We start from the raw sequence: 17,100 nt of genomic DNA, 5'->3' as shown, positions 1-17,100 counted from the left end.
CGGCGGCCCGCTCCGCTTCGTCGCGGTTGCTCCCGGAGGCGAAGCGGGGCCATGGGTCAACTCCTGGGGGTGCGCGGTGGCCGCGATCGACGATCTCGACGACGTGCGGGAGTGCCTGAGCAGGCTTTCCTTCGCGTTCGTCGGGCTGCTCGGCAATCGGCTCGACCCGGAAACCGTCGCAATGGGACTGGTCGAGTTGGCCGGCATCGCGCACGAGGTCGGCGAGCTGTGCGAGGTGCGGGCGAGGCGTGTTCGGACCGTTCACGCGGAAAACTTCCACCGGTAGTGGACCGCCCGTTCCGCTGGTTCCCCGCCGAGGGCGGCAGGCACGCGGTGCCCGTCGACCTCGTGGCCAACGACGTCGGGTCCACGTTGTGCGGCAAGGAGGTCACCGTGCCGCGCGAACGCGCGTCGAAGACGGCGTGGTGTTGGCCGACGTGCGGGCTGTGCGACGCGGCGTGGCGGGAGCGCGAAGGCCTGGTTAGACGTCCCTCAGCAGCAGCTTCGCCTCCGGGACGTCCACCGGGAACACCATCACCCGGTAGGCGCCCGGTTCCGCGCCCCGCACCGACGTCGCCTTGATGCCCGCTGTGCGCAAGCGCTTGGCCAACACCCGCGCGGCCTCCTCGGTCGGCACGATCGCGACCTCGTTCAACAGTCCGAAGTCGTCACCGGTGTAGTCGGGCACGGCCCGTCGGTCGTTGCCGAACGCCCACCGCAGCACCCCGGCGAGCAATCCGAAGACGACGATCAGCACCAGGGTCTGGATCCACGCGTTCACACCAGCCATCCTCCGCCTCCGCGCCCGTCGGCACAGCCGCCGAACCGAACTAGAGTGCGGGACATGGCGGTTCACCTCACCAAGATCTACACGCGGGTCGGCGACGACGGCACGACCGGACTCGGCGACTTCTCGCGCGTGCCCAAGACGGATCCGCGCATCGTCGCGTACGCGGACGTGGACGAGACCAACGCGTCCCTCGGGGTGGCGCTGGCGCTCGGCGCGCTGGCCGAGGACGTGTACGGCGTCGTGCAGAAGGTGCAGAACGACCTGTTCGACGTCGGCGCCGACCTGTGCACGCCGATCGTCCCCGAGCCGGAGTACCCGCCGCTGCGCGTCACGCAGGCGTACGTCGACCGGCTGGAAGCCTGGTGCGACGAGTACAACGCCCGCACCGGCAAGCTGGACTCGTTCATCCTCAACGGCGGCACCCCCGGCGCCGCCCTGCTGCACCAAGCGCGCACGATCTCACGCCGAGCCGAGCGCAGCACGTGGGCACTGCTGGAGACGGACGCGGACCGCACGAACCCACTGACCGCGAAGTACCTGAACCGCCTGTCCGACCTGCTGTTCATCCTGGCGCGCGTGGCGAACCCGGACGGCGACGTCCTGTGGAAGCCCGGCGAGAACGCCTAGGCCCTACTCGACACCGGAGAGCGACAACTCCCCCTGGTGGTTCCGCACCCGTTCGGCGAACTCGGGACAACCGGCCGCGATCAGCTTGCCCGCCAGGTCGGCGCGGCCGGTTCGCCTGGCCCAGTACAGGGTCTGCTCACGGGTGACCCGCCGCACGAGGTCCGGAACGCTGTCGTCGACCAGCAGGAAGAAGTCGTCCGACCGGTAGACCTCGTAGGGCATCGCGTCCGCGTCCTGACCGTTGACGACGAAGCCCTCGTCATCGGTCAGGACGAAGTCCGCCTGGCAGGCAATCGCCGCGGCGTGCACGTGGCGGTCGTTGACGTCGCTGCCGGGGAAGGAGTCGTCGACCTTAAAGTCGTCGACCCGGCCACCCTCGAAGGTCCCCACGATCAGATCCCGCACCGAGGTGGTCTTCACGCCGTCCCAGCCGGGGTTGTTCCGACGCAAGCGGTAGATCGTCTCCGCGAGCACGTCCTCGGTCCAGTAGACCGACCTTGACAGCAGGGCCGACGCACGGGAAGCCGAATCAGTCGTCTTCCAATGCGCGCAGTTCTTCGAACGCCGCCAGTTGCCGCTGCCTGCGGTCGTGCTTTTCCTTGAGCACGTCCGCCGTTCGCAAGCGGGTGTGCGAACCGACCTTGTGGGACGGGATCTCGCCTGCGTTGATCTTGCGCATCAGCGTTGGACGTGACACGCCCAGCAATTGGGCGGCCGCGGTGGTCGTCAGTTCCGCGGGCATCGCGTTGACCGTCACGGCATGCCCCAGTGCAACGGCTTGGACGACCTGCGCGATGATCTCGGACAACTCGACCGGCACCGGGACGGCGGAACCGTCTTCGCCCGCTTCGGCGCTGAACCTCGCACCATTCGAGGGGAGCAGGCTCATCAACGCCTTGGCCTGCTGCTGATCACGTTCATCCGCGAGCAGGACATCGCGCTCGCTCGTGGTCACCAGCGTCGACACCGCCACCACTTCCCCTCCAACTCAGGTTACACATACAACTGTACGTACGTTCACGTACATGTGCAACCTGCGGAATGGCCGTTCCGGCACAACGCCTAACTGGCCCAGGGAATGGAACGGCCCGGAGGCGCTGATTCGAGCCAGGACAAGAATCCTGTCAGCGCGTCCGGGCCCATGGCGATCTCGATCTCGTTGCCCGTGGAGCTGCGGCAGCGGAGGACCGTGGAGCCCGTGGGCATCGCGTAGGTCTCCGAGGCGGCAGGCTCGCGACGGTCGTCGATCTCCAGGCCTTCGCGGGTGATGATCTGGTTCGGGCCGGAGCCGAGGCTCAGCACGCGGAACCAGACGAACTCGTCACCCTGGTAGCGGCCGACGCCGAGGTGCCAGCCCCGGCCGCTGTCGTCTTGCCGCAGGCGGAGTGCGACGTGCACGCCGCCCGCGCGGAGCAGTCTGAGGCGGCGCCAGGCGAAGTACGCCAGGCTCAAAACCGCGACGAACAGGACCACCCCGACGATCTCGGCGATCCCCACGGCGATACCCGCTCGTCCGCTTCCGGCCTCAGGCCGAGTGTCCGGCGGCGCGCAAGGCGGCGAGCGCCCGCCCTCGCTGGAGGTCGTCCGAGTCCTTCGCGGCGGACCGCGCCTGCTCGACGTCGATCTCGTCGGACAGTTCGGCGTCCTCGGCGAGCACGCTCACCGCGGACCCGGTCACGGACAGGAACCCGCCGTAGACGGCAGCGGTCACCAGCTCGCCGTCGGTCGTGCGGATGCGGACCACGCCACCCTCGACCAACTGGCCGAGCATGGGCTCGTGGCCCGGAAGTACGCCGATCTCGCCCTCGGTCGTCTGGGCGACCACCGACGTGGCCGTGCCCGACCACAGACGGCGTTCAACGGCGACCAACTGGACGGTCATCTCGGCCACGCGTATCTCCCTCGTCGACTGGAGTCGAACCGCAGTCTAAACGGTCGGGTGACGACCTCGCCGCCCCGGCCTGGTCACACCGACCCGACCGGGTCCCGAAGACCACCCGGAATTCCCGGCAACCTCTTCGCACCGGCCGGTGTCCTGGCTTTCGCGGGGGGAACGCGGAGGAGGCAGAGGGGTGGCTGTGCACGCGGCGGATCAGGACTTCGAGGAGTTCGTGGTGCTGCGGTCGCAGTCCCTCCTCCGCACCGCGTACCTGCTGTGCGGCGGGGACCGGGCGGCGGCCGAGGACCTCCTGCAAGAGGTGCTGGAGAAGGTGTTCGTGCGCTGGCGGCGGATCAAGGGCCCGCCCGAGCGGTACACGCGGGCCGCGCTGGCCAACGCGTCGGCCAACCGGTGGCGCCGCCGTTCGCGCAAGCCGGAAGCGGCCTGGGAGCAGGCGGGGACGCCGTCGGTCGGCGGTCACGAGGACGCGGTGGTCGACCAGGACGCCGTGCTGCGCGCGCTGGCCGAGTTACCGCCGAGGATGCGCGCGGTGCTCGTGCTGCGGTACTTCGACGACCTCAGCGAGGCGCAGACCGCCGCGGCGCTCGGCTGCGCCACCGGCACGGTCAAGAGCCAGACCTCGCGGGGGCTGGCGCGGATGCGGGAACTCATGGTGGAGGTGGCGCGGTGAACGAACTCGGCACGGCGATGCGCCGGGCCTCCGAGGACGTCGACGTCCGCGCGGGGTTCACGGGCGACGTGCTCCGCGGCGGACGGCGCAGGCAAGCGCGGCGGCGGACGGGCCTCGCGATCACCATCGCGGCGGTGGTCGGGGTCGTCGGCTTCGGCGCGGGCGTGCTGGTGCAGGCCTGGCAGGGGCCGAAGCCGCAGGACCAGCGACTGCTGGAGGCGACGAAGGGCGACCTGGCGGACGACCCGGCCCGTCTCGCCGCCGCGGCCGGGGTGTGGCAGCGCGCGCTCACCATGTCCTGGCGGTACGACCGCGGGGTCACCGAGGTCCACGGGCAACCGTACGTCTACTGGGCGGCCACCACGACCGCGGGTGAGGCGGCCGTGGTGATGCAGGAGGCACGGGTCCGCGACCAGGTGCGCACGCTGGTCGGTCTGGTCGGGCGGGACCCCGCCGACGACGAGCAGAAACTGCTGGGCAGCACCAGCCCCGGCGACCTCGGCGGCGACAAGGAGAGCTTCCAGTTCGGTCCCGGCGACCGCACCTTCCTCGTGGTGGACCCGATGACCCCCGTCTACGCCTCGGCCTCCTCGACGAGAGACGCCGACGGCGTCGTGCGGCGGACCTGGCAGGAGGTGCCGATCGTCGACGGCGTCGCCCTGTGGACCGCGCCCGAGGGGACGGACCCGTCGACCGCGCGGCTGGTGAGCGGCGACGGACCGCCGACCACCACGAACATCCCGCGGGAACGGCAACTCCCCACCTGCCCAGCCAGCGGCTACCTTCGCTACGGGCAGTGCGACATCACCGCGTACGCCGACACCAAGATGTGGGACTCCACTCCCCGCCCCGACATGCCCGTCGGACCGGCGGGCTCCGGCCCGCCGGAGAAGACCGACGTGTACTCACTCCTGCGTGCCGCAGGTCTGGTCGACGTCGGCGCCACGATCCGCTTCAGCGAGTGGACCGTGCGCGGCAGCACTCCTGACGGCACGAGCCTGCTGGTGGGCGAATTCGTCGAGGACCCCCGGCCGAGCGCGCTGTACGCGGTGCTCTTCCGCGCGAACGGGACACCGGACCGCGTGCTCCTGGGGCCCGCGGTCGACGTCCAGTCGCCCGTGCCCGTCCGCCTGCGACTGCCGGACGGGCACGGGTGGGTGGTCGCGAGCGACCGGACGGTGCTGAGGTACCGGACCTCCACCACCGGCGACTGGCAGGGCTCCTACACGTACGCCGCCGTCATCCCCGACGACGCCGTCCAGGTCGAGGCCGACGGGCAGGTCGTCGACCTGGTCCCCTAGGCGTCCACACGGGTGCGGGAGCCGATGGCGAACACGGCTCCCGCGCCCAGCGCGGCGACGAGGGCGAAGGCGTAGAAGCCCCACGGGTACGCGACGCCCGCGGTGAGCAGGGCGCCGCCGAGGAGCGGGCCGCAGATGGCGCCGACGCGGCCGACGCCCGCGGTCCAGCCGAGGCCGGTGGCACGGTTGGCGTCGGCGTAGACGCGGCCGACGTAGGCGTACACCAGGACCTGGGCGCTGAACACGAAGCAGCCCGCGACGAGCACCGCCACGTACACGCCGACACCGGGCAGCTTGACGCTCAGCAGGGCCAGCGCCACCGCCGCGATGGCGAACCAGGCGATGGTGGAGCGGCGGATGCCGAAGCGGTCGGCCACGTAGCCCGCGACCAGCAGGCCGATCACGGCGCCGACGTTCAACGTCAGCAGGAGGCTCAGCGCGGCACCGAGCGGGTAGCCCGCGGCGCGCATGATCTGCGGCAGCCAGGTGTTGAGGCCGTAGACGAGCAGCAGGCCCATGAAGGACGCGACCCAGAACGCCAGGGTGGCGCGGACCAGTCCGGGCTTGAAGAGGGAACCGATGACGTCCTTGACGGGCGCGGGTTCGAAGACGCGCGACTCGGGCAGGTGGCGCCACATGAGCGGGACGAGGACGAGCGCGGGCGCGGCGCCGATGACGAACAGGGCCCGCCAGCCGAACGACGGGATCACCACGATGCCGAGCAGCGCCGTGATGACCGCGCCAACGTGGTAGCCGGTCATGATGAACGTGGTCGAACGGCCCCGGCGGTCCGCGTGGGAGAACTCGTTCACCAACGCGATGGCGGTCGGCAGGCAGCCACCGAGGCCGAGCCCGGCGAGGAAGCGCAGCAGCCCGAAGACGAACACCGACGGCGCGAACGCGCACAGCAGCGTGAAGAAGGAGAAGCCCGCCACGGCGAGCATCAACGCCTTGCGCCTGCCGATGACGTCGGTGACCGTGCCCATGGTGAGCGCGCCGAGCATCATGCCCACCAGTCCGACGGTGGAGACGATCGACGCGCTCGCGGGGTTGAGGCCCCACACCTTCTCCTGGAGCAGCACCGGGAGCACGGTGCCGAGGACCACGAGGTCGAACCCGTCCAGCAACACCGCCGACCAGCTCAGCGGCAGAACCCAGCGGTTGGTGGACATGGCGACCTCCGTTGTCAGAAGGGCAGGCCGACGTAGTTCTCCGCCAAGCTCGTGGCAGCGGCGGAAGACGTTGCCGTGTAACGCAGTTGTGAGAGCTGGAGCCGGTGCTGGTAGTCCTCCGCGCCCGGCGCGCGGTGCAGCATCGTGGTCATGTGGTTGGAGAAGCCCTGCGCCCGCCACACCCTGCGCAGGCAGGTGTCCGAATAGGACTCGACCAGTTCGGTCTCGCCCTTGTGCAGCAACGCGGCCAGCGCTCGGGAGAGCACCAGGACGTCGGCGATGGCGAGGTTCATGCCCTTCGCACCGGTGGGCGGCACGATGTGGGCGGCGTCGCCCGCGAGGAACAGCCGCCCGTACCGCATCGGCTCGGCGACGAAGCCCCGCATCGGCGTGATGCCCTTCTCGATCACGGGTCCTTCGTTCAGCTCGAAGCCGTCGTCGGTCTCCAGCCGCAGGTGCAGCTCGTCCCACACGCGGTCGTCCGACCAGTCCTCGATCCGCTCGTCCGGGTCGACCTGGAGGTAGAGGCGGGTCACCTCCGGCGAGCGCATGCTGTGCAGCGCGAACCCACGCTCGTGGCTGGTGTAGATCAGCTCCTCGTGCGACGGCTCGGCCTTCGCGAGCAGCCCGAGCCAGGCGAACGGGTAGTCCTGCTGGAAAGTCTTGAGCACGGCGACCGGGATGGTGCCACGGGAGACGCCGTGGAACCCGTCGCAGCCCGCGATCACGTCGCACTCCAGCTCGCCGCCGTCGAACGTGATCCGCGGGCGGTCCGTCTCGACGTCGTGCACGGCGACGTCGGACACCTCGAACCGGATGTCCCCGCCCGCCGCGAGCCTGGCCTGGATGAGGTCCTTCACGATCTCCTGCTGGCCGTACACGGTGATCGCGCTCCCGGTCAGCTCGGTGAGCGGGATGCGGTGGTCCTCGCGGTCGAACCGCAGCGAGAACCCGTGGTGCGGCAGTCCTTCCTTGTCCATCCGGTCGGCGAGGCCGACCTCCCTCAGCAGGTCCGCGCTGGGCTGTTCGACGACGCCCGCGCGCACCCGCCTCTCGACGTAGACGCGGCTGCGGGCCTCCAGCACGACCGAGTCGATGCCTTCGAGGTGCAGCAGGTGGGACAGCAGAAGTCCCGCGGGTCCGGCTCCAATGATTCCGACCTGGGTGCGCACTCGGGACATCGTGGTGGGGTCCGGTGCCCGCAGCGAGTGGACTTTCCACTCATCGGAAGGCCATCCTGGGGGCGTGACGACACCGAAGTCCGTCGCGGGGAGGCTGTTCACGCTGCTGAGCGTCTTCTCCGAGCAACGACCGTCGGCGAACCTGTCCGAGTTGAGCCGAAGCGCCGGGCTGGCGCTGAGCACCACCCACCGGTTGGTGAACGAGCTGGTGGAATGGGGTGCGCTGGACCGCGACGACGACGGCCGCTACCACGTCGGCCTGCGGCTGTTCGAACTCGCGGCCCTGTCACCCGGCAGCCTCGGGCTGCGGGAACGCGCCCTGCCGTTCCTGGAGGACCTCTACGAGGTCACGCACCAGAACGTGCAGCTCGCCGTTCGGGACGGCCTGGAAGCGGTGTACGTCGAGCGCATCTCGGCGCACAACGCGGTCAACGTGGTGACCCGCATCGGCAGCAGGCTGCCCGTGCACGCGTCCGGCGTTGGCCTCGCGATGCTCGCGTTCGCCGCGCCGGAGGTGCAGGAGTTGGCTGTGCGGAGCCCGATGCGGCGGTTCACCCCCAAGACGATCACCACACCCGCCGCGCTGCGGGAGGTGCTGGCGCGCGTCCGGCGCGACGGGTACGCGATCAGCGACGGCCAGATCGAGTTGATCACGTTGTCGGTGGCCGCGCCGATCCGCGGGGAGGACGACTCCGTCGTGGCCGCGGTGTCGATCGTGGTGCCGCAGGACGTCGACGTGGCCGGGCTGGTGCCCGCCGTGCGGACGGCGGCCAGGGGCATCTCCCGCGCGCTGGGTGCGCCCAGCGCGGTGCGCTCACCCGAGCGCGGGGCCTCCGACTAGGGAGACCCCGCGCCCGCCCGCGTCAGCAGCCCAGGGTGACCCTGGCGTGGCTGATCACGACGTCCGTACCCGTCAGCAGCGTCACGTGCAGCGCGTTGACGGTGATGCCGCCGGGGTGCGGGACGCGCTCGTTGACGACGACCGTGGCCACGAACGGGATGGTGACGGTCTGGTTGACCGTCGGGTTGGCGATCGTCACGCCCGCCACGCGGAGGTTCGCGACGGTCGTCGAGCCGGTCGCGGTCACCACGCCCGCCAGGTCGTCGGTGGCCGACGCCTTGGCCTCGACGGCGTCGGCCGTGACGAGGCCGCCCAGGAGGCTGATCCCGGCCGTCTTGGCGCGCGCGGAGGACGTCCGCAGGCCGTCGCCGTCGACGGTGCCGCTCGCGTCCGTGGTGATCACGCCCAGGGACCCCAGGGCGCCCAGGTTGGCGGTGGCCAGGACCTCACCGTCGGAACCCGGTGTCGCGGTGCAGGTGAGGTCTGAGGGGGCCAGCGGGGGCACCGTGACGAGCGGTCCGCTGACCGCGCCGCCGTGGGCGTGGGCGTCGAACCGGTACGGGGGCGGGGTGAAGGTGATCGACGTGCAGCCGGGGAGGTTCAGGCCCGCGTGCTGGGTGACGTTGGCGGCGCACGCCGTGTAGGTGCCCGCGCGGGTCGCCGTGACGGGAACGGTGACCGTGCAGGAGGTCTGGCCCGCGGCGAGCGTGCCCTCCACCGAGACGGCGGTCGCTCCGGGGGCGGCGGTGGCGATGGCGTCGGCACAGGTGGTGGTCGGGGCGGCCGTGGCGGTGACGCCACCGGGGAAGGTGCCGAAGAACGACCAGCCCTCCTTCACCGCCAGCTCGGTGGTGTTCGTGATCGTGTACGTGAGGGAGGCGGGGGTGTTGATCTCCGCCTGGGCCGGGCTGAAGGTCTGGTCGAGCTGCGGGGTCACGTCGAGGACGCGGATGTTGTCGAAGACGGCGTCGTTGCCGTTGCCGCTGCCCTGGAGGTTCCTCAGCCGGATGCCGACGTCGTCACCGCTGAAGAGGATCGGCTTGTCGCTGGTGAACGTGCCCACGGCCGTGCCGTTGACGTACTGGGCGTAGTCCACGCACGCCTCGATCGGCGTGGTGAACGCGGGGACCTCGGTGGTGCCGTCCAGGAGGGAGAAGGCCAGGAGGGCGTGCTCGGCGAAGCAGTTCTGCTCGCCCGCGTCGACCGAGAACGCGAGGAAGCGGTTGGTCGCCTGGAGCGGGATGGGTTGGGTGGTCTCGAACTGGACCTTGTTCGGGCCGGGGTCGCCCTGGGTGTAGGCGCCGATCGCGTGGTTGGTGGCCGGGTCGGTGCCCGCCCACTGGGCCAGGTCGCCCGCCATGGGGCGCACGCGGCCCCAAGCGGTATCGCAGAGGTGGTCCGGCGGGGTGGACGTGGGCTGCTGCAAGGAGACGACCACGCCGTTGCAGTTGGCGAGCCAGGCCGGGTCGGCCGTGTAGCCCTGGCCCAGCGCGTTGACGTACTGGGGTAAGAGGACCGGCACCGCGCCCTGGCCGTTCTCGAAGTCCTCGGTGAACACGACCACCGGGGCCTGCGGAGTGCCCGGCACCGCCTGCGCAGTACTCGGCACCGTGGTCAACCCGGCCGCCACGAGCAGCGCGGCAACCGCCGTTCGGATGAGATTTCTGCCCATGGTGCAAGTTCCCCTCAGGATGGCCGATGTGGACACCCTGGGGATCGGCGGCGCGACCACTTCGTTTCCCGGTACGGGACTTTCCCACCCTCTCGGCCGCACGTGACCACCCGACTGCCGATCCGGGCACACCGAAAAGGCCACCCCCGCGAACGGGAATGGCCTTTTCGGGTAAAGCGGAAGAACTACTCGCCAGCGAGCTTCTTCGCGTTGGCCTCGACGTCGTCGAGACCGCCGCAACTGAAGAAGGCCTGCTCGGGGAAGTGGTCGAACTCGCCCTTGCAGACGCGGTCGAAGGCTTCGATCGTGTCCTTGATGGACACGAAGGAGCCGGGCTGACCGGTGAACTTCTCGGCGACGATGAAGTTCTGGCCGAGGAAGCGCTCGAGGCGACGGGCGCGACCGACGAGGACCTTGTCCTCTTCGGACAGCTCGTCCATGCCCAGGATGGCGATGATGTCCTGGAGTTCCTTGTACTTCTGGAGGATCCGCTTGACCTCCTGGGCCACGCGGTAGTGCTCCTCGCCGACGATCGACGGCTCGAGGATTCGAGACGACGAGCTCAGCGGGTCCACCGCGGGGTAGATGCCCTTCTGGGAGATCGGACGGGAGAGCTCCGTCGTCGCGTCCAGGTGGGCGAAGGTCGTCGCGGGGGCGGGGTCGGTGTAGTCGTCCGCGGGCACGTAGATCGCCTGCAGCGAGGTGATCGACTTGCCTCGGGTCGACGTGATCCGCTCCTGCAACTCACCCATCTCGTCGGCCAGGGTGGGCTGGTAGCCCACGGCCGACGGCATGCGGCCGAGGAGGGTCGAGACCTCGGAACCCGCCTGGGTGAAGCGGAAGATGTTGTCGATGAACAGCAGCACGTCCTGGCCCTGGACGTCGCGGAAGTACTCCGCCATCGTCAGCGCGGACAGGGCGACGCGCATGCGCGTGCCCGGCGGCTCGTCCATCTGGCCGAACACCAGGGCGGTGTCGGAGAGGACGCCCATCTCCTCCATCTCCAGGAGGAGGTCGGTGCCCTCACGGGTGCGCTCGCCGACGCCCGCGAACACGGACGTACCGGAGAACTCGCGGGCGATACGGGTGATCATCTCCTGGATGAGCACCGTCTTGCCCACGCCCGCGCCGCCGAACAGGCCGATCTTGCCGCCCTTGACGTACGGGGTCAGCAGGTCGATGACCTTGATGCCCGTTTCCAGGATCTCGGTCTTGCCCTCGAGCTGGTCGAAGGCGGGCGCCTTGCGGTGGATGCCCCACTGCTCGCCGTCCCGGCCGAGGCCGGGCTCGTCGAGGCAGTCGCCGAGGGCGTTGAACACGTGGCCCTTGACCACGTCGCCCACCGGCACCGAGATGGCCTTGCCCGTGTCGCGCACCGGCGCGCCGCGGACCAGACCGTCGGTCGGCTGCATCGAAATCGTGCGGACCAGGTTGTCGCCGAGGTGCTGGGCGACTTCCAGGGTCAGCGTCTTGGCAACGGCCTCGAACGTGATGTCCGCGTTGAGGGCGTTGAACAACTCGGGAACCGCGCCGCGCGGGAACTCCACGTCGACCACGGCACCAATCACCCGGACCACACGGCCGGTGCGGGTGGTGGTGGCAGTAGCACTCATGTCACTCATCACTTCCTGCGCCACCGGTAAGCGCGGAGGCGCCACCGACGATCTCGCTGATCTCCTGGGTGATCTGGGCCTGACGGGCCGCGTTCGCCTGCCTGCTGAGCGTCTTGACCAGCTCTTCAGCGTTGTCCGTCGCGGCCTTCATCGCCGTCCGCCGGGCGGCCGACTCGGAAGCCGCCGACTCCAGCAGGGCGGAGAACAGCCGCGTCTTGACGTACTTCGGCAGCAACGCGCCGAGGAGCGTCTTCGCGTCCGGCTCGAAGTCGTAGATCGCCACGGGACCGGTCGGGCGGGCGTCGTACTCGACGTCCATCGGCGCGATCCGCTTGGCGACCGGGCTCTGGCTCAGCATCGACTTGAACTCGGTGTAGACGACGTGGATCTCGTCCACACCGCCGTCACCCTCGATGCCCGCCAGGAACGCGTTCACGACCGCGTCGCCCGCTTCGGCGGCGTTGACGTAGAGCGGCGTCTGCGAGAAGCCGGTCCACGCCTCCACCACGTCGCGCTGGCGGAACTTGAAGTAGCCGACGGCCTTGCGCCCGAGGGCGTACAGCACCGGCTCCTTGCCCTGCGAACGCAGGAGGGCGATCAGCTCCTCCGCGGCCTTGAGCACGTTGGAGTTGTAGCCGCCGCACATGCCCTTGTCGCTGGTGACGACCAGGATTGCGGCGCGCTTCGGGTTCTCGCGTTCCACCAGCAGCGGGTGGTCCAGGTTCGCTGAGGCCTCGGCCAACGCGGAGAGCACGTTAGTGATCTCGTCCGCGTAGGGACGCGAGGCGGCGACCCTGGCCTGCGCCTTGGCGAGACGCGACGTGGCGATGAGCTCGTACGCCTTCGTGATCTTCTTGGTCGAGTTGACCGTGCGGATCCGTTGGCGCAGCTCGCGAATCTGTGCGGCCATGGCCTACGTCACTTCTCCGCCGGAGCGGGTCGGTTGACCTTCACCGACTCGTGTCCGACCTTGTCGGCGTCCATCGCCTTGGCGTGCGACTCGGGAACGACCGAGGAACCGTCCGTGGCGCTGAACTGCTGCTTGAACGCGTTGACGGAGTCAACGATGGCCTGCTTGGCGTCGTCGGGCAACTTCTTGGTCTCGCGGATGCCCGCGAGGATGTCGCCGTTGTTGCGCCGCACGTACTCCAGGTACTCGGCCTCGAAGCGGCGGATGTCGCCGACCGGGACCGAGTCCAGGTAGCCCTTGGTGCCGAGGAAGATCGAGACGACCTGCTCCTCGACGGGCACCGGGGAGTACTGGCCCTGCTTGAGCAGCTCCACCAGACGACCACCGCGGTCGAGCTGGGCGCGCGACGCCGGGTCGAGGTCCGAGGCGAAGGCGGAGAACGCCTCCAGCTCGCGGAACTGCGACAGGTCGAGGCGCAGCGAGCCGGACACGTCCTTCATGGCCTTGATCTGCGCGGAACCACCGACGCGGGAGACCGAGATACCCACGTTGACGGCCGGGCGCACACCGGCGTTGAAGAGGTCCGACTCCAGGAAGCACTGGCCGTCGGTGATCGAGATGACGTTGGTCGGGATGTACGCCGACACGTCGTTCGCCTTGGTCTCGATGATCGGGAGACCCGTCATCGAACCCGCGCCCATCTCGTCCGACAGCTTCGCGCAACGCTCGAGAAGGCGCGAGTGCAAGTAGAAGACGTCGCCGGGGTAGGCCTCGCGGCCCGGCGGGCGGCGCAGCAGCAGGGAGATGGCGCGGTACGCCTCGGCCTGCTTGGTCAGGTCGTCGAACACGATCAGGACGTGCTTACCCTGGTACATCCAGTGCTGGCCGATGGCCGAGCCGACGTACGGGGCCAGCCACTTGAAGCCCGCGGAGTCGGAAGCCGGAGCCGCGACGATCGTCGTGTACTCCAGGGCGCCCGCCTCCTCCAGCGCGGCCTTGACGCCCGCGATGGTGGAGCCCTTCTGACCGATGGCGACGTAGACGCAGCGGACCTGCTGCTTCGGGTCGCCGGAGTCCCAGGCCTTCTTCTGGTTGATGATCGTGTCGATGCAGACCGCGGTCTTGCCGGTCTTGCGGTCACCGATGATCAACTGGCGCTGGCCGCGGCCGATGGGGGTCATGGCGTCGATCGCCTTGATGCCCGTCTGCATCGGCTCGGCGACCGGCTGGCGCTGCAACACCGACGCGGCCTGGAGCTCCAGGGCGCGGTTGTCGTCGGCGACGATGTCGCCGAGACCGTCGATGGGGGCGCCGAGCGGGTTCACCACGCGGCCGAGGAAGCCGTCGCCGACGGGCACGGAGAGCACCGTGCCGGTCCGCTTGACCTCCTGGCCTTCTTCGATCTTGTCGAAGTCACCGAGGATGACCGCGCCGATGGTGCGGACCTCGAGGCTCAGCGCTACTCCGAGAACCCCGCCGGGGAATTCCAGGATCTCGTTCGTCATCGTGCCGGGCAGGCCTTCGACGATGGCGATGCCGTCGTAGGTCTCGGCAACGACACCGACCTCTTCCCGGTTGACCTCCGGGGAGTAGCTCGAGACGTACTTCTCGATCGCACTGCGGATCTCGTCCGACGAGATCGTCAGCTCCGCCATGTCGTTCCTGCTCTCACTTCGTTCAAGGGAAAGGGGCTTGGTGAAGCCGCGGTTCCGGTTTTTGGTCAGCCGGCGAGGTCGCGGCGGAGTGCCGCCAACCGACCAGCCACGCTTCCGTCGATGACCTCGTCGCCGATCTTGATCAGCAGGCCACCGGCGAGCGAGGCGTCAACCTCGACGTGCAGTGCGATCGGTCGTGAGTAGATCCTGGTCAGGGTCGCCGAGAGGCGCTCCTGCTGCTCCGCGGTCAGCTCGACCGCGGAACGGACGTGCGCCACCGAGCGTTCACGGCGCTTGGCCGCCAGCTCGGCGAGCCGCATGAGCCCGTCGACGACGTGCGCACCGCGGGGCTCGCGCACCAACTGGTCGACGAGCGTCTTCGTGACCGGTTCGACCTTGCCCGCGAGCAGGCTGTCGACGAGCTCGACCTTGCGGGCGGGCTCGACCGAGTGGTCGGACAGCACCAGTTCGAAGTTCTGCGACCCGGCGATGATGCGGCCGAGCCGGAACAGCTCGTCCTCCACCGAGTCGAGGCGGCCGTCGCGCTCGGCGCGGACCAGCAGCGCGGTCTGGGCGAGCGACTCGACGCCGTCGACCAGTTCACGCGGGCTGGACCACTTCGAGGTGACCACCGCGACGAGGACCTGGAGGGTCCCGGCGGAGACCTGGCCCGACAGCAAGCCCTTCACGAGCTGCTCGCGGCCCGCGCGGTCGGACGAGGAGTCGCCGAGCGCGCGCCGCAACTGCGGCTGCGCGGTGAGCAGGCTCACCACGGAGAACAGTTCGGCCCCGAGGGTCGACAGCTCGTCGGCGTCGGTGGTGGCGTCGACGAGTTCGAGCAACCGCAGTTCAGCGGCGGCCAGAGCCTCTCGACTCGCTGCGTGGAACGTCATCGGCGTCCTCTTACTTGGTCGCCGGCGCCGCTACGGCGTCCAGCTCGTTGAGGAAGCGGTCGACAGTGCCGCGGCGACGGGCCTCGTCCTCCAGGGCCTCACCCACCACCTTGCCCGCCAACTGCACGGCAACCTTGCCGAGGTCGGCGCGGAGTTCCGCGACGATCTGGGCGCGCTGCGCGTCCAACTGGTGCTGGCCCTGCGCGACGATCCGCGCGGACTCGGCCTGGGCCTGCTCGCGCAGCTCCTCGACGATCTGCGTGCCTTCGGCGCGCGCGTCGTCGCGGATGCGGGCAGCCTCGGCGCGAGCCTCGGCCAACTGCTCCTTGTACTCGTCGAGCATCTTCTGCGCCTGCGCCTGCGCCTGCTCGGCGCGCTCGATGCCGCCTTCGATCTTCGCGGCGCGCTCGGAGTAGAGCGCTTCGAAGCGAGGGGCCACGAACTTCTGCATGACCCAGAGCAGGAGCAGGAAGGCGATCAGGCCGAGGATGATCTCCGAGGTGTGCGGAAGCACGGGGCTCGGAGTGCCCTCTGCGGCCAGGATCAAGGTGTTCACCACGACGTCTCCCTACGCGATGAGGCGGTGATTAAGCGGTGGGGGGGGCCGAGGCGATGAAGAAGAGCACGAGGCCGATCAGCGCGAGGACCTCGACGAGCACGAAGGTCGTCCACGCGATGTTCATCAGCGGGCCACGGGCCTCCGGCTGACGGGCGGTGCCGTTGATGACGGCGGCCCAGATCAGACCCACGCCGATGCCGGGGCCGATCGCGCCGAGGCCGTAGCCGATGAGTGCGAGGCCCTGGTTGAGGTTGACCTCTGCGGCGGCCTGTGCAAGAACCATGCTGCTCACGTGCGTATCCCTTTCGAACTCGCTCCGCTGTCAGCGCGGAGCGGGGGCTTGTTGTTGTCGCTCAGTGGTCTGAGGCCAGCGCCATACCGATGTAGCTGGCGGACAGCAGGGCGAAGATGTAGGCCTGGATGACCTGGATCAACGCCTCGAGGAACGTCATCGCGATGGCGAAGGCGAAAGACAGCAACGAAACAGGCTTCAAAAGGCCGCCGGCTTCGAGGAGCAGGTACTCACCGGCGAGGGTGAACACCAACAGGATGAGGTGACCCGCGAACATCGCGGCGAACACTCGGATCGCCAGCGTGATCGGGTTCATGATGAACTTCGAGAAGAACTCGATCGGCGCCAGGAGGATGTACACCGGCTTCGGCACGCCCGGCGGGAACAACTGGTTCCGCAGGTAGCCGACGAAACCGTGGCGCTTGAACCCGACGAAGTGGTAAACGGGGTACACCACGAGCACGGCGACCGCGAGCGGGAAGCCGATGTGCGACATCGTCGGGAACTGGATGATCGGAATGATCCCGAAGAGGTTGTTCACCAGAATGAACGTGAACAACGTGACGATCAGTGGCACGAACGGCTTGAAGTCCTTGCCGCCGATCTGCTCACGCGCGATCGAGTTGCGGCCCATGTCGTAAACCGACTCGGCGATGAACTGGAACTTGCTCGGCACCAGCTTGAAGCTGCGCGTGGCGAGCAGGAAGAACACCCCGATGATGATGACCGACAGAACGACCAGCACCATCGGCTTGGTGACACCACCGAAGATCGGTGGCAAGAAGAAATCCTTCGCACCGGGGGGAACGAACACTCCACCCTCGGCCAGCACCAGCTCGCCCACTGGGCTCCTTCCGGTTCTCCCGGCCGGCGTTCACTCCGCCGGGGGAATCGTCACGATCAGGACTTAACGTACCTTACGGACCGCAGACACCTGCCAGCGGCACCCCCCTCGGCCAAGCCGGAGGAGGGGGCGTCCAGGTCTGCGGGCGAACCATATCAGCCGGTAGAGACGTCCCGGACG

At 69.1% G+C, this 17,100-nt stretch carries 21 protein-coding genes; 6 read left to right on the top strand and 15 right to left on the bottom strand.

Annotated elements, in window-relative coordinates; genetic code table 11:
- Window positions 1-76: 76 nt before the first annotated feature.
- A complete protein-coding gene (locus NZH93_RS50790; RefSeq protein WP_259625501.1) occupies window positions 77-286 on the top strand; it encodes a hypothetical protein in 210 nt (69 codons plus the stop codon).
- Window positions 229-582: an HC3 family zinc finger protein gene (locus NZH93_RS24350; RefSeq protein ID WP_259625500.1), complete on the top strand. Its 354-nt coding sequence runs from the start codon at window positions 229-231 to the stop codon at window positions 580-582. Before NZH93_RS50790 ends, NZH93_RS24350 begins: the two co-directional genes overlap by 58 nt.
- On the opposite strand, the gene NZH93_RS24345 is transcribed toward NZH93_RS24350, so the two are convergent.
- Window positions 482-790, bottom strand: coding sequence for a hypothetical protein (locus NZH93_RS24345; RefSeq protein WP_259625499.1), 309 nt, complete (start codon window positions 788-790; stop codon window positions 482-484). The genes NZH93_RS24350 and NZH93_RS24345 overlap by 101 nt on opposite strands.
- Before the next feature lie 54 nt (window positions 791-844).
- On the opposite strand from NZH93_RS24345, the gene NZH93_RS24340 reads away from it, so the two are divergent.
- Complete coding sequence (locus tag NZH93_RS24340; RefSeq protein ID WP_259625498.1) at window positions 845-1,417, top strand: cob(I)yrinic acid a,c-diamide adenosyltransferase; 573 nt, start codon at window positions 845-847, stop codon at window positions 1,415-1,417.
- A 3-nt stretch (window positions 1,418-1,420) separates the two neighbouring features.
- On the opposite strand, the gene NZH93_RS24335 is transcribed toward NZH93_RS24340, so the two are convergent.
- From NZH93_RS24335 to NZH93_RS24320, 4 genes are all read right to left on the bottom strand, one after another.
- Window positions 1,421-1,891: a PIN domain-containing protein gene (locus NZH93_RS24335; RefSeq protein WP_259625497.1), complete on the bottom strand. Its 471-nt coding sequence runs from the start codon at window positions 1,889-1,891 to the stop codon at window positions 1,421-1,423.
- A gap of 55 nt (window positions 1,892-1,946) precedes the next feature.
- Window positions 1,947-2,390 carry a helix-turn-helix domain-containing protein gene (locus NZH93_RS24330; RefSeq protein ID WP_259625496.1) on the bottom strand — a complete coding sequence of 148 codons (444 nt, stop codon included), beginning with the start codon at window positions 2,388-2,390 and terminating at the stop codon, window positions 1,947-1,949.
- A gap of 89 nt (window positions 2,391-2,479) precedes the next feature.
- Window positions 2,480-2,914: a DUF2550 domain-containing protein gene (locus NZH93_RS24325; protein ID WP_259625495.1), complete on the bottom strand. Its 435-nt coding sequence runs from the start codon at window positions 2,912-2,914 to the stop codon at window positions 2,480-2,482.
- A 28-nt stretch (window positions 2,915-2,942) separates the two neighbouring features.
- Window positions 2,943-3,308, bottom strand: coding sequence for a F0F1 ATP synthase subunit epsilon (locus NZH93_RS24320; RefSeq protein WP_259625494.1), 366 nt, complete (start codon window positions 3,306-3,308; stop codon window positions 2,943-2,945).
- Between the two features lie 181 nt (window positions 3,309-3,489).
- Between NZH93_RS24320 and NZH93_RS24315 the strand changes: the two genes are divergently transcribed.
- Complete coding sequence (locus NZH93_RS24315) at window positions 3,490-3,987, top strand: SigE family RNA polymerase sigma factor (RefSeq protein ID WP_259625493.1); 498 nt, start codon at window positions 3,490-3,492, stop codon at window positions 3,985-3,987.
- Window positions 3,984-5,288: a hypothetical protein gene (locus NZH93_RS24310; RefSeq protein ID WP_259625492.1), complete on the top strand. Its 1,305-nt coding sequence runs from the start codon at window positions 3,984-3,986 to the stop codon at window positions 5,286-5,288. The genes NZH93_RS24315 and NZH93_RS24310 overlap by 4 nt, the downstream gene beginning before the upstream one ends.
- Here NZH93_RS24310 and NZH93_RS24305 read toward each other — a convergent pair.
- A complete protein-coding gene (locus NZH93_RS24305) occupies window positions 5,285-6,460 on the bottom strand; it encodes an MFS transporter (protein ID WP_259625491.1) in 1,176 nt (391 codons plus the stop codon). The two genes, NZH93_RS24310 and NZH93_RS24305, sit on opposite strands and share 4 nt — an antisense overlap.
- Window positions 6,461-6,474: 14 nt before the next feature.
- Window positions 6,475-7,641: a 4-hydroxybenzoate 3-monooxygenase gene (locus NZH93_RS24300; RefSeq protein ID WP_259625490.1), complete on the bottom strand. Its 1,167-nt coding sequence runs from the start codon at window positions 7,639-7,641 to the stop codon at window positions 6,475-6,477.
- A 64-nt stretch (window positions 7,642-7,705) separates the two neighbouring features.
- Here NZH93_RS24300 and NZH93_RS24295 point away from each other — a divergent pair, with 64 nt between their 5' ends.
- Complete coding sequence (locus NZH93_RS24295; protein ID WP_259625489.1) at window positions 7,706-8,482, top strand: IclR family transcriptional regulator; 777 nt, start codon at window positions 7,706-7,708, stop codon at window positions 8,480-8,482.
- Between the two features lie 22 nt (window positions 8,483-8,504).
- On the opposite strand, the gene NZH93_RS24290 is transcribed toward NZH93_RS24295, so the two are convergent.
- The 8 genes from NZH93_RS24290 to atpB form a co-directional block, all read right to left on the bottom strand.
- Window positions 8,505-10,154 carry a choice-of-anchor P family protein gene (locus tag NZH93_RS24290; protein WP_259625488.1) on the bottom strand — a complete coding sequence of 550 codons (1,650 nt, stop codon included), beginning with the start codon at window positions 10,152-10,154 and terminating at the stop codon, window positions 8,505-8,507.
- Between the two features lie 185 nt (window positions 10,155-10,339).
- Window positions 10,340-11,776, bottom strand: a complete 1,437-nt coding sequence (gene atpD, locus NZH93_RS24285; RefSeq protein ID WP_259625487.1) for a F0F1 ATP synthase subunit beta — start codon at window positions 11,774-11,776, stop codon at window positions 10,340-10,342.
- Window positions 11,769-12,677 (bottom strand): F0F1 ATP synthase subunit gamma, encoded by a 909-nt coding sequence (locus NZH93_RS24280; protein WP_259625486.1) that lies wholly within the window; start codon window positions 12,675-12,677, stop codon window positions 11,769-11,771. The genes atpD and NZH93_RS24280 overlap by 8 nt, the downstream gene beginning before the upstream one ends.
- An 8-nt stretch (window positions 12,678-12,685) precedes the next feature.
- Entirely contained in the window at window positions 12,686-14,332 is a 1,647-nt protein-coding gene (atpA, locus tag NZH93_RS24275; RefSeq protein ID WP_259625485.1) for a F0F1 ATP synthase subunit alpha, read from the bottom strand.
- Between the two features lie 65 nt (window positions 14,333-14,397).
- Window positions 14,398-15,225, bottom strand: a complete 828-nt coding sequence (locus NZH93_RS24270; RefSeq protein ID WP_259625484.1) for a F0F1 ATP synthase subunit delta — start codon at window positions 15,223-15,225, stop codon at window positions 14,398-14,400.
- Window positions 15,226-15,235: 10 nt separating this feature from the next.
- A complete protein-coding gene (locus NZH93_RS24265; RefSeq protein ID WP_372506773.1) occupies window positions 15,236-15,781 on the bottom strand; it encodes a F0F1 ATP synthase subunit B in 546 nt (181 codons plus the stop codon).
- A gap of 31 nt (window positions 15,782-15,812) precedes the next feature.
- Window positions 15,813-16,076: an ATP synthase subunit C-like protein gene (locus tag NZH93_RS24260; RefSeq protein ID WP_259625483.1), complete on the bottom strand. Its 264-nt coding sequence runs from the start codon at window positions 16,074-16,076 to the stop codon at window positions 15,813-15,815.
- Between the two features lie 61 nt (window positions 16,077-16,137).
- A complete protein-coding gene (gene atpB, locus NZH93_RS24255) occupies window positions 16,138-16,920 on the bottom strand; it encodes a F0F1 ATP synthase subunit A (protein ID WP_259625482.1) in 783 nt (260 codons plus the stop codon).
- Window positions 16,921-17,100 lie beyond the last annotated feature (180 nt).

This window comes from Umezawaea endophytica (assembly GCF_025061645.1).
Taxonomy (GTDB): domain Bacteria; phylum Actinomycetota; class Actinomycetes; order Mycobacteriales; family Pseudonocardiaceae; genus Umezawaea; species Umezawaea endophytica.
This window is presented reverse-complemented; position numbering and strand designations above follow the sequence as displayed.